Origin of the sequence: Marinobacter sp. UBA2498 (assembly GCF_002341575.1) — a bacterium.
Classification (GTDB): Bacteria; Pseudomonadota; Gammaproteobacteria; order Pseudomonadales; family Oleiphilaceae; genus Marinobacter; species Marinobacter manganoxydans.
This window is the reverse complement of sequence record NZ_DDOI01000041.1, coordinates 1-10,529: the sequence shown is the minus strand read 5'-3', so window position 1 is coordinate 10,529 and position 10,529 is coordinate 1. Positions and strand designations below refer to the sequence as shown.

Below are 10,529 nucleotides of genomic sequence, written 5' to 3'. Positions count from 1 at the left end.
CAACGGTGCGCTGTACTCGTTAAACTTCAATCCGAGAACCACCCAGATAGACACGATGACCAGGGCCGCCACTGCCACATAAGGCAGCAAAGCCCGGCTTTCAGCGAGGGCGGCGCGAAAGGCCCCCGGCGCCGGACGGGGCTTCCAGTTGCCCTGGGTCTTGCAGACAATCAGCGAAAACAGCGTCGCTGACATGATGAAAACCCAGAAGCCCCAACTGTACATTTCGGTGGTCGTGACTTCTTTATTGAGGGCTGCGACAACGACAATCAGCAGGCATGGATTGAGAACCACCCCGAGACTGCCCGACATGGCGGTCGTTGCCAGAGACAGCTGGCGCCCTGCGCCGGCGCGGCGCAGTTCGTCATAGACCACCCCACCCACGGCCAGGATGAATATACCGGATGCGCCGGTAAATGCGGTCGGAAAGGCCGTGGCGAAGATGATTACCGAAGCCAGCAGCGGTGCAGGCAGATTGAAAGGCTTAATAAGATTCAGCAGAAGTTCGGGAATCCGGGTCTGCTTGAGCATCATGCCCACCAGCACGTAAAGGCCAATGTTGATAAACATGGACGACAGGTTGGACATCATTCCGAAATAGATAGCCAGGCCCGAGGCATACCCGTCTACCAGGAAGAAGTAACTCATGGCGATCAGGCCCATGGCGCAATACAGCGGAATTACCAGGCCCGAGGAGGCGGAAAGTCCGCCGGGACGAATCCGTTCCGGGACGTTCAGAAACCGGACCGCATTGATCACCATGAACAGACCGAAGACCCCGCCCCAGGCATATTGGAGGCTCATGGTGTCTTCCGATCCGGGCGATGTCGCCAGCTTGCCCAGGTAAGCGTTCAGGGACAGCACCATCAGACCGTTAACCACAAACTGCACACCCTGGCTCAACCGCCATTCGGCACGATTGCGGGGCAGGCGCAAGGCTATGTGGTCCGTGTCCAGTGCCGCAATGGCGGCGGCCATCGCGAACATTGCGATGAACAGGTACTTGGTAAGCTCAATGTTGTCCAGAAGGAAATCCGCCAGCCCCTGCTCTACCGCCTTGAAAGCGCCGAGAGCCGGCGTGGCATGGGCAAGGTTCTGCTCGTAGACATCGTATTGCTGCTGGCAGAGTTCCAGATTGCTCTGCAGCGATTTACGAATGGCTTCCGGATTGGGCGGTGAACTGAACAGGTCGTCCGGATCCGGCTTATAGTTGGCTACCCGTCGGGCCACCTCAGCATCAATGTCCATCGCCAACTGACACGATGGCTCCGTGGCATCCGGGTTGAGCAGGTAATAATTTGGCCAGGTCTGCTCACCAACCCAGAGCAGACGGGAATGGAGAGAATTGCCCATGCCCAGCAACAGGGTGAATAGCAGCAGGAGCAGCAGAACGGCCCCGTACACGCGATGTACGGGGTACAGGGTTCGTGCGGCCGGGGCGGTGATGGCTCGCCAGTTCATGATGGTTTTGCCCCGTTATTCGCGGTTGGCCGCGGTGCATTCGGCAGCAGCGGGGTTACTGGCGCAACGAATCTTGCTGAGCAGCCCCATCATCTTCGGATGATACACATCCGGGGCACCGTTCAATCCATCACGCATCTCGATCCGGTTCTCCCGGAACATTTCCTGATAACCACGGATATCTTTTTCAGGGATGCGCACCCATTTTTCTTCAGGAATCGCCGCTTCCTGGCCTTCGATCAGGCCCATGGCCTGCGGGAACATATTCCAGGCTACTTCCCGGGCTTTCTGCGCGGTTTCATCGTCGAGCACGTCATCCCGGGCGACCATCTGAAGCGTCAGCTGGGCCAGCGGATAGTCCACCACACCCCCGCTCTCGCCGATGCCTTTATAAAGTTCCAGGGCCTCGTAAGCGAAGGCCGGCGCATAGGCGGTATCCACAGAACCGTTGTTAAATTTGCCGGCGAAATTGGTGATGTCGGAAGGCACCACCGTGGCCTTGACGAAGTTCACCATGTGAATGGCGTCTTTCTGGTAATCGAGAGTCGCCATCCGCTTTCCCGCCAGCTCGCCGGCGGTATCGATGCTGCGATCGTTCACAAACAGATAACCGGCACCGACCGGAATGATTCCGAGCACTTCGTAGCCATTATCCTTCATCAACGGCGCTGCTTTGGGCTGGGCCAGCGTGGCCAGCAGGGTCTTAAGATTGTCGTAGGTGGGAAGGGCTCCCACGGCACTGATGCTGCCCGTGAACTTGTTGAATGGACGAATCCGGATGTCGGTGGCGGCAACCGCATCGCACTGCCCGGCATTGAAATCACCTATGGCTACACCCTCGTCGGTGTAAGGTTTCAGCTGGAAATCCACGCCGTGACCTTTCATCTCCAGGGCATAGTCTTTGACAAAGTTGTAGAAGTCTCCATTGGCGCCGATGACATCGAATACACACATGGAGACAGACTGCGCCGATGCCAGAGGAGCGGCAGCGACAAGAGCCATGGCAGTCAGGGATTTGCGGATCATAACGACCTCCGGGTCATTCTTGTGTTTGTCAGTTTTCAGAGGATGTCGGCCACCTGCCTTACAGCAGGTCGTCCAGATTCATGGTTTCGACGTTTTCGGTTTGCCGCTCAGGGCTCATCCTGCCGAAGTAGGATTGCGGCGTCCGATAGCCGTAGTTGGCGGTCCAGTGCTTGTCCGAAGAAAAGCGAACCACTCCGGCAGCAACTTCATCCACGAGACGGTAGTCGTCCCAGACCTCAATCGTTGCATCGGCCTCGGCGAAAGTGGCGATGGCTTCTTCAAGTTTTTCGGGCCGGCCAAAGGTTTCGGCGGCAACAGCCTGGAGCGCGTGCGGAACCCGCATGCCTTTTTCGACGCCCAGCTTCCTGCTGTGCTCCAGCACCTGCCAGGGATCCGGCGCCAGTGCCGGCCGGGTATCCGGCAGCAGCAGCCAGACCAGCGCCCGGATGGCATTGGGCATTCCGCCCCACTTTTCATTGTCCAGACAGGTAGCTGCACGCTCGGCCTGAGGCGCAATGTTCCTGGGTACGCCGGCCATAGCGCCGGAATTGGCATCGTTTACGATAGCCTGCATGCCGGTCAGCAGGCCCAGCAGGAAGGTGATTTCGTCCTGCTCGGTGAACAGGAACGGGCATTCAAGGGGGTCGGCGGCGGGATCAAACTCATAGGCTGCCATCGCTCTCTGAAAGGAGGCGTACCTGCGTTTCGCGGTCAGCGCATTCAAGCGCTTGGCCACTTCTCTGGCGTCCTTGGCCGCTGCCACATCACCCTCATAGTCTGCCCTGAGATAGGCGAGCTCAGCCTCCCAGGCTTCATACTCGGCGCAATTGCCTGCCAGGAGCATCAGCAAGGAGCCGGTGCTGTCAGGGGCATCGGTCACCCGTGAAAAGGAATAGAGCAACGGATCAACGCCCTCACCCAACGCACAGGCCATCTGGGCATCGGACATCTGCAATACGTAGGGTGTGGCCTCGCCCTCGGAGTAGTTGGAGAGCACAACGCCAGTGGTGGTGTAGATGGGATTTGCCGAGCAACCTGCGAGTGCGGCAACCGCCGCCAGCGAGAGAGCCTTGAGGCGAGCCGCGAAAAGGCGCGGTCCGAGCCTTGCCAGAGAGGAGATCATATTTCACCCTGCATCACGTTGTTTTTGTTTGCCCGATCTGAACTCGGTTTTTGTCAACGGGTGCAAGAATGCGGTGAAAACTGTCCTACAAAAATGGCTCGAATGCCGATTTTGTTATGCCGATCGGGCCAATGGCCCGGAAGGAAAGGAATTTGCCAGAATATTATTGATATAAAACAATGACTTTTGAAAACGCCAATCCGCTTACAGAGCCATCATTGCCATTACCTGATCGGTCAGGCCATCCAGTGTCAGCCCTCCCCGCTCCGGTTTGTACCAGGTTACGGTCCAGCTGAGAGCGCCGGTCAACATCCTTCGAACAACGAAGGGATCCGCCTCCAGCGCGCCCTCGCGCTTCAATGATTCCAGCACATCCAGCCACAGTTTCTCGTAGATGTCCCGAAGCTCCAGCACTTCGCCCTGGGACGGGGCCGACAGACTCCGCCATTCAAATACCAGAACCGCCATCGCTTCGCCGGTCTGGCCATTGATAGATTCAAGTTCCGCGCGGATCAGTCCACGAAGCTTCTGCCTGCTGGTATCGGCGGCCTCCAGAGCCGCCTGCATGAGCGCGGTGTTCAGCCGGATGGTTTCTACCATCACTGCCTTGAGGATCTCTTCCTTGGTTCGAAAGTGGTGGAACAGGCTGCCGGACTGAATACCCACGGCAGCGGCAAGGTCACGAACTGTAGTGCGCTCGTAGCCTTTTTCCCGGAACAGCCGAGCCGCCTCAGTGAGCAGACGGCCGCGAGCGCCTTCGGGGTCTGACACAAGGTTTTCTGCGATCAGGGACTGGAGGATCTGGTTCTGGCTCACTACGGCTACTCGGTTGGCATAAGAGGCCTTTAATTCTACCTGAAACATGCCTGTTTACAAACCAAGCGCTTGCTTGGTATTGTCATCTCCATCGTGTGGCAAAACCGCCACCGCTCCCATTTTCAATCAGCAATCATTTACAGGGCACAGGAAGATGGCTGAATCCCCCAACACTGTTCGCATCGGATGCTCCGCCGCCTTCTGGGGCGACACGGAAACGGCTGCCGCGCAGCTGGTCCACAAGGGCAATATCGACTATCTGGTAGCCGATTATCTGGCCGAAATCACCATGTCGATCATGGCGGGCCAGAAAATGAAGGACCCATCCCAGGGGTATGCGCGGGATTTCGTACAGACGGTCATGGGCCCCTTGCTCGGTGACATCAAGGAAAAGGGCATTCGGGTGCTGGCCAACGCCGGCGGCGTCAACCCGGTGGCCTGTCGTGACGCCCTTCAGGCTCTCTGTGAAAAAGCCGGCGTGGACATGAAGATCGCCCTGGTTCTGGGCGACGACCTTCTGATGAAAAAGAAAAATCTCGCAGATATGGGCGTCAAGGAGATGGGTTCCGGCCAACCGATGCCCGCAATGATGGTCAGCCTGAATGCCTATCTGGGAGCGCCAGGTCTGGTTGCGGCTCTGGAACAGGGCGCGGACATCGTTATTACCGGCCGGGTGGCAGACAGTGCCCTGGTATTGGCACCGCTGGTGCACGAGTTCGGCTGGAGCTGGCAAGACTACGACAAACTGGCGCAGGGCAGCCTGGCCGGGCATCTGCTCGAGTGCGGTGCCCAGGCCACCGGCGGCAACTTCACCGACTGGGAAGCGGTAGCTGGCGGCTACGCCAACATGGGATTCCCGATAGCCGAAGTGAGTGCCAACGGCGACTTTTTTATCACCAAGCCCGAAGACACCGGCGGGCTGGTTAGTCGTGGCACAGTTGCGGAACAGCTGGTCTACGAAATCGGTGACCCAAGGGCCTACCTGCTGCCTGACGTTACCTGCGATTTCACAGGTGTAGAGCTGGAGGAAACCGGTAAAGACCGTGTACAGGTGCGGGGCGCACGGGGGCTACCACCCACCGACAGTTACAAGGTATCGGGCACCTGGCCGGATGGTTTCAAGTGCACGGTTACCTTCCTGCTGGCAGGCATGAATGCCAGGGCCAAGGCCCAGACTGTCGCACAGGCCATTCTGGCCAAGACCTCACGCATGTTCAGCGAACGTGGCCTGCCTGATTACAGCGAAACCAGTATTGAGCTTCTGGGTACGGAAACGACCTACGGTGCTCATGGCCGTGGCGAGGATTGCCGCGAAGTAGTGGTCAAGATCAGCACCGCCCATCCCAAGAAAGAGGCCCTTGTACTGTTTTCCCGCGAGATTGCCCAGGCAGCCACGGGGATGGCACCGGGAATCACCGGGATTGTGGGTGGCCGGCCGACCGTGTGGCCGAAGATCCGGTTGTATTCATGCCTGGTGCCGAAAACGGAAGTTGATGTGTCCGTGGATCTGGGCGGCGAGCGGCAAACCGTTGGAGTCGAAACCAGCGGCGGTTTCGATAACAGCGACCTCCAGCCCCAGTCGTTCACACACGAGACAGACGAAACGGACACCACTGTGCCGCTGGTGAAGCTTGCCTGGGCCCGCAGCGGTGACAAGGGCGACCACACCAACATTGGCGTGATCGCCCGCAAACCGGAATTTCTGCCGTTCATTGAAACCGCGCTGACGGAAGCGGCGGTTGCGGACTGGATGGCCCATACCCTGAATCCGGAAACCGGCCGGGTGACCCGCTGGGCCATGCCCGGGCTGAAGGCCATCAATTTCCTGCTGGAGCACAGCCTTGGCGGCGGTGGCGTGGCCAGCCTGCGGATTGATCCACAAGGGAAGGCGTTTGCGCAGCAGCTATTGGAGTTTCCGGTGCCTGTTCCTTCTGGTCTGGTTAAAGATTGATTTATTGGTGCATGCACTCTGGTTGATAGCGCGTTCCGGGACACGCCGTGAATACATCCATGTAGGCTTGATCGCAGCATCCTTGCTGCTCACAGTCCCGAAACGCGCTACCAACCAGAGCGCCCGAACTTTGAAAGGGTCTTCGTTACTATGAGCTATCAGTCTGTGTTTCATCCCGACTTGTTTAAGGGCCAGGTGTATATTGTTACCGGCGGCGGTTCTGGTATTGGCCGGTGTACGGCCCATGAACTCGCTGCCCTGGGCGCACGGGTTGCCCTGGTCGGCCGCAAGGCCGAGAAAGTGGAATCTGTGAAAGCAGAGATCACCGAGGACGGCGGCATTGCGTCCGCCCATGTCTGTGATATCCGTGAAGAGGACTCGGTCAAAGCCACGGTGAAGGCGATCATTGCCGAACACGGAGGCCTGAATGGTTTGGTGAACAATGCCGGCGGGCAGTTCCAGGCGCCGCTGACCGGGATCAACCAGAAGGGCTGGGAGACGGTGGTTCGAACCAATCTGACCGGCGGCTTCCTGATGGCACGGGAATCCTACACCCAGGCGCTGTCAAAAACCGGGGGCGCTATTGTAAATATCGTGGCCGATATGTGGGGTGGTATGCCCGGCATGGGACACTCCGGCGCCGCCAGGGCCGGCATGGTGAACTTTACCCAGACAGCCGCCGTTGAGTGGGGCGCGTCCGGGGTTCGTGTAAACGCAGTCGCTCCGGGCTGGATTGCCTCCAGTGGCATGGATAACTACCCCGAACACATGAAGCAGTGGATTCGCAGCCTTGGTGATAACGTCCCGATCAAACGCATGGGCACCGAATCCGAAGTCAGCTCGGCCATCTGTTTTTTACTCAGCCCTGGCGCAGCGTTTATCAGCGGGGATTGTCTGCGGATCGACGGCGGTGCGTCACAGGGAGGTCGGGTCTGGCCGCTACCGAAAGCCAAGAACAACGAACCCTACAACGGCTTTCACCGGGCCATCACCCCGAAAGTTCTGAGCGACGACTGAGGAGCCGACCATGCAGGTACTTGAATCCACGGTAAGCTCCACGTCCGAGGACTTCCGCACCAACGCCGAAGCCATGGACGCCCACATCACCACGTTCCGGGACGTTGAGCAAAAGGTTCTGGATTTGGCGGAAGCCGCCCGGGAGAAGTTCATCAAACGGGGCAAGCTGCTCCCGAGGGACCGTATTAACCGGTTGCTGGACCGCGGCACGCCCTTTCTGGAACTCTGCTCCCTGGCAGGCTACAAGATGCACGACGACAAGGACGGCAGCCTCGCCGGCGGCGGGATCATCGCCGGTATCGGTTATGTGAGCGGCATCCGCTGTCTGGTGGTGGCCAGCAACAGCGCCATCAAAGGCGGCACCATTACCCCTGCCGGCCTGGACAAGACGCTGCGCCTGCAGCAGATCGCCATGGAAAACAAGCTGCCGGTGGTATCCCTTTCCGAGAGCGGCGGCGCCAACCTGAACTACGCCACTGATATTTTCGTGCTCGGCGCCCGGGGCTTTGCCAATCAGGCGCGGATGTCGGCTGCGGGCATTCCCCAGGTCACCGTAGTTCACGGCAATGCCACTGCCGGCGGCGCCTACCAGCCGGGTCTGTCCGACTACGTGATCGTGGTGCGCGAACAAGCCAAGATGTTCCTGGCCGGCCCACCACTGCTGAAGGCAGCAACCGGCGAAGTTGCCACCGATGAGGAACTTGGCGGCGCGGAGATGCATGCGACCGTGGCAGGAACGGCAGAGTACCTGGCCGAAGACGACGCCGACGGCATCCGCCAGGCCAGAAACATCCTCGAAGCCCTGCCCTGGAACGAGCAGCTGCCACCCCGGCGCGAACTTCAATGGGAGGAACCGCTCTACCCGGCCGAGGAGCTGTTGGGTGTCATCCCGGCGGATTCCAAAAAGCCCTACGATGTGCGCGAAATCCTCTCCCGCATTGCCGACGGTTCAAAGTTCATGGACTTCAAGAACGAGTTCGACGACCAGACCGTCTGCGGCACCATCCGAATTGAAGGTCATTCAGTCGGCATCATCGGCAACAACGGCCCGATCACCCCGCGCGGCGCCGCCAAGGCGGCCCAGTTCATCCAGCTCTGCGACCAGACCCGCCGGCCTTTACTGTTTCTCCACAACACCACCGGTTTCATGGTCGGCACCGACCCGGAGCAGAACGGCGTCATCAAGCACGGCTCGAAGATGATCCAGGCGGTGGCCAACGCCCGGGTCCCGAAAATTTCCATTCTCGTGGGCGGCTCCTACGGCGCCGGCAACTACGCCATGTGCGGCCGCGGCCTGGACCCGCGCTTCATCTTCGCCTGGCCCAACGCCAAGGTGGCGGTGATGGGCGGCCAGCAGGCCGGCACCGTGCTGCGCATCGTCGCCGAAGCCAAGCAGCGCGCCAACGGCCTGGAACCGGACGAAAAGGTGCTCGACATGCTGCAGCAAAGCACGGCCCAGAAACTGGACGCGCAATCCACCGCGCTCTACGGCACCGCCCGCCTCTGGGACGACGGCATCATCGACCCCCGCGACACCCGCAAGGTGCTGGCCTACGTGCTCGACATCTGCCGGCAAGCGGAGCAACGGGAGCTGAACGCCAATACCTTTGGCGTGGCACGACTGTAGAGAGCAGTTAAAAGTGAATAGTGAGCAGTTAATAGCGAAAACACCGTTGCAGAAAGGCTCGGTGCGGACGGCGAAGGCCGGACCGCACCCTGTTTCGCTCTTCACTGTTAACTATTAACTGTTAACTAAAACCACCAGTTTTTTTGGTTACCACCGACATCCCAGCGCTCAACAAAACGAGCCGAACAAAACACAGGACACGACCATGTTGTTTACTCAGGAACATGAAGAGCTGCGCCGCACGGTGCGTAATTTTATCGAGAAAGAGGTGAACCCGTTCGTGCCGGAGTGGGAAGCGGCGGGCCGTTTTCCGATCCACGACGTGTTCAAGAAGATGGGCGACCTGGGCCTGCTGGGCGTCACCAAGCCCGAGGAATACGGCGGCATGGGTCTGGATTATTCCTACGGCCTGATCGTCGCCGAGGAAATCGGCGGCGCCACCTGCGGGGGCGTGCCGTTGTCCATCGGCGTGCAGACCGACATGGCCACGCCCGCCCTGGCCCGCTTCGGCTCCGACGAGCTCAAGCGCGACTACCTGGCGCCGGCCATCGCCGGTGACATGGTCGCCTCGATCGCGGTGTCCGAGCCCCACGCCGGCTCCGACGTGGCCAACATCAAGACCAACGCCAAAAAGGACGGCGACGACTACGTGATCAACGGCACCAAGATGTGGATCACCAACTCGCCCAGCGCCGACTTCTTCTGTCTGCTGGCCAACACCTCCGACGACAAGCCGCACGTCAACAAGTCCCTGATCGTGGTGCCCAAGGACGCCGGCGGCATCACCGTGGACAAGCCGCTCAACAAGCTGGGCATGCGCAGCTCGGAAACCGCCCAGGTGTTCTTCGACGACGTGCGCGTGCCGCAGCGCAACCTGATCGGCCAGGAAGGCATGGGCTTCATGATGCAGATGATGCAGTTCCAGGAAGAGCGCCTGTGGGGCGCCGCCAACGCCATCAAGGGCTGCGACAACCTGATCGCCCAGACCATCGACTACGCCCGCGAGCGCCAGGTGTTCGGCATGTCGCTGCTGGATAACCAGTCCGTGCATTTCAAGCTGGCGGAGCTGCAGACCGAGGTGGAAATGCTGCGCGCGCTGGTGTGGCAGGCCTGCGAAACCTACATCAACGGCGGCGACGTGCTGCGTCTGGCGTCCATGGCCAAGCTCAAGGCCGGCCGCCTGTCCCGGGAAGTGGCCGACGGCTGCATGCAGTACTGGGGCGGCAACGGCTTTATGTGGGACAACCCGGCCAGCCAGCTCTACCGCGACGGCCGCCTGGGCTCCATCGGCGGCGGCGCCGACGAAGTCATGCTCGGCATTATCTGCAAGACCATGGGCATGCTGCCGGGCAAAAAGAAGAACAGTTAATAGTGAACAGTTAACAGCGAAAACAGCGCGCACCGACCAGCGTTTGCGCGATAGCAATGTTTGTCATGCGTTTTTGCAACGGTTTTTTGACGTTAACTATTAACTATTAACTATTAACTATTAACTGTTAACTATTAAC

At 59.4% G+C, this 10,529-nt stretch carries 8 protein-coding genes; 4 read left to right on the top strand and 4 right to left on the bottom strand.

Annotation, left to right across the window (positions count from 1 at the left end; genetic code table 11):
• The 4 genes from B2W52_RS04455 to B2W52_RS04440 all read right to left on the bottom strand — a co-directional run.
• A partial coding sequence (locus B2W52_RS04455; protein ID WP_286801571.1) for a C4-dicarboxylate ABC transporter occupies window positions 1–1,461 on the bottom strand: 1,461 nt, incomplete at its 3' end.
• 15 nt (window positions 1,462–1,476) lie between these two features.
• A complete protein-coding gene (locus B2W52_RS04450; RefSeq protein WP_069182999.1) occupies window positions 1,477–2,487 on the bottom strand; it encodes a putative solute-binding protein in 1,011 nt (336 codons plus the stop codon).
• A gap of 58 nt (window positions 2,488–2,545) precedes the next feature.
• Window positions 2,546–3,610: a hypothetical protein gene (locus tag B2W52_RS04445; RefSeq protein ID WP_273070369.1), complete on the bottom strand. Its 1,065-nt coding sequence runs from the start codon at window positions 3,608–3,610 to the stop codon at window positions 2,546–2,548.
• A gap of 204 nt (window positions 3,611–3,814) precedes the next feature.
• Complete coding sequence (locus tag B2W52_RS04440; protein WP_008174077.1) at window positions 3,815–4,474, bottom strand: TetR/AcrR family transcriptional regulator; 660 nt, start codon at window positions 4,472–4,474, stop codon at window positions 3,815–3,817.
• 106 nt (window positions 4,475–4,580) lie between these two features.
• Here B2W52_RS04440 and B2W52_RS04435 point away from each other — a divergent pair, with 106 nt between their 5' ends.
• The 4 genes from B2W52_RS04435 to B2W52_RS04420 all read left to right on the top strand — a co-directional run bounded on the left by B2W52_RS04435 (window position 4,581) and on the right by B2W52_RS04420 (window position 10,390).
• Window positions 4,581–6,377: an acyclic terpene utilization AtuA family protein gene (locus tag B2W52_RS04435; RefSeq protein ID WP_008174075.1), complete on the top strand. Its 1,797-nt coding sequence runs from the start codon at window positions 4,581–4,583 to the stop codon at window positions 6,375–6,377.
• A 150-nt stretch (window positions 6,378–6,527) separates the two neighbouring features.
• A complete protein-coding gene (locus B2W52_RS04430) occupies window positions 6,528–7,394 on the top strand; it encodes an SDR family oxidoreductase (protein WP_008174073.1) in 867 nt (288 codons plus the stop codon).
• Between the two features lie 10 nt (window positions 7,395–7,404).
• A complete protein-coding gene (locus tag B2W52_RS04425; protein WP_286801567.1) occupies window positions 7,405–9,021 on the top strand; it encodes an acyl-CoA carboxylase subunit beta in 1,617 nt (538 codons plus the stop codon).
• 205 nt (window positions 9,022–9,226) lie between these two features.
• The gene (locus B2W52_RS04420; RefSeq protein ID WP_286801565.1) at window positions 9,227–10,390 is read left to right on the top strand and encodes an acyl-CoA dehydrogenase family protein; all 1,164 of its coding nucleotides are present in this window, start codon (window positions 9,227–9,229) and stop codon (window positions 10,388–10,390) included.
• Window positions 10,391–10,529 lie beyond the last annotated feature (139 nt).

Excerpts from the sequence above, each read along its gene's own strand:
- B2W52_RS04450 (WP_069182999.1), bottom strand. The coding sequence starts at position 2,487 with ATGATCCGCAAATCCCTGACTGCCATGGCTCTTGTCGCTGCCGCTCCT.
- B2W52_RS04445 (WP_273070369.1), bottom strand. The coding sequence starts at position 3,610 with ATGATCTCCTCTCTGGCAAGGCTCGGACCGCGCCTTTTCGCGGCTCGC.
- B2W52_RS04440 (WP_008174077.1), bottom strand. The coding sequence starts at position 4,474 with ATGTTTCAGGTAGAATTAAAGGCCTCTTATGCCAACCGAGTAGCCGTA.
- B2W52_RS04435 (WP_008174075.1), top strand. The coding sequence starts at position 4,581 with ATGGCTGAATCCCCCAACACTGTTCGCATCGGATGCTCCGCCGCCTTC.
- B2W52_RS04430 (WP_008174073.1), top strand. The coding sequence starts at position 6,528 with ATGAGCTATCAGTCTGTGTTTCATCCCGACTTGTTTAAGGGCCAGGTG.
- B2W52_RS04425 (WP_286801567.1), top strand. The coding sequence starts at position 7,405 with ATGCAGGTACTTGAATCCACGGTAAGCTCCACGTCCGAGGACTTCCGC.
- B2W52_RS04420 (WP_286801565.1), top strand. The coding sequence starts at position 9,227 with ATGTTGTTTACTCAGGAACATGAAGAGCTGCGCCGCACGGTGCGTAAT.